Raw genomic sequence first — 615 nt, 5'->3', positions numbered from 1 at the left:
CCCCACGCGTCCCATGCCCACCATGTCCCCTGTGCGTCCCACGTCCCCCACGTCGTGGCCGTCATGGGCGTGTCCGGTACGGGCAAGACGACGATCGGGCCGCTGGTGGCGGAAGCGCTCGGCGTTCCGTACGCCGAGGGCGACGAGTTCCACCCGCCGGCCAACATCGCCAAGATGTCGGCCGGTATCCCGCTCGACGACGCCGACCGCGCCCCCTGGCTCGACGCCGTCGGTGCCTGGGCGGCCGGCCGCGCCGGGCAGGGCGGTGTCGTCAGCTGCTCCGCGCTCAAGCGCGCGTACCGCGACCGGCTCCGCGCCGCCGCCCCCGGCATCGTCTTCCTCCACCTCACCGGCGACCGGGCGCTCATCGCCGAGCGCATGGCCTCCCGCAAGGGCCACTTCATGACCGCCAAGCTCCTGGACTCGCAGTTCGCGACCCTGGAGCCGCTCGAAGCGGACGAGGCGGGCGTCGCCGTCGACGTCACGCCGGAGCCCGAGGCCATCGTCGAACAGGCGGTGACCGCGCTGCGGCGGCTCTGAGCGGTACCGCGCCCCGTGAGGGGCGCGGGGAGCCGCGCCGCACCACCCCGGCGCGCAGCCGCCACTCCACCACCC

General features: G+C 75.1%; 1 protein-coding gene. It reads left to right on the top strand.

Features of this window, described 5'->3' with window-relative positions; genetic code table 11:
• Positions 1 to 63 precede the first annotated feature (63 nt).
• Positions 64 to 540 carry a gluconokinase gene (locus K6I34_RS37825; RefSeq protein ID WP_229332520.1) on the top strand — a complete coding sequence of 159 codons (477 nt, stop codon included), beginning with the start codon at positions 64 to 66 and terminating at the stop codon, positions 538 to 540.
• The last annotated feature ends 75 nt before the right edge of the window (positions 541 to 615 follow it).

It is taken from the genome of Streptomyces sp. UNOC14_S4 (genome assembly GCF_020740835.1).
Classification (GTDB): domain Bacteria; phylum Actinomycetota; class Actinomycetes; order Streptomycetales; family Streptomycetaceae; genus Streptomyces.
The sequence above is the reverse complement of the archived record's forward strand: the minus strand, read 5'-3'. Positions and strand labels throughout refer to the sequence as shown.

Bases quoted from the DNA above. Each gene is read 5' to 3' on its own strand.
- K6I34_RS37825 (WP_229332520.1), top strand. From the start codon at position 64: ATGGGCGTGTCCGGTACGGGCAAGACGACGATCGGGCCGCTGGTGGCG.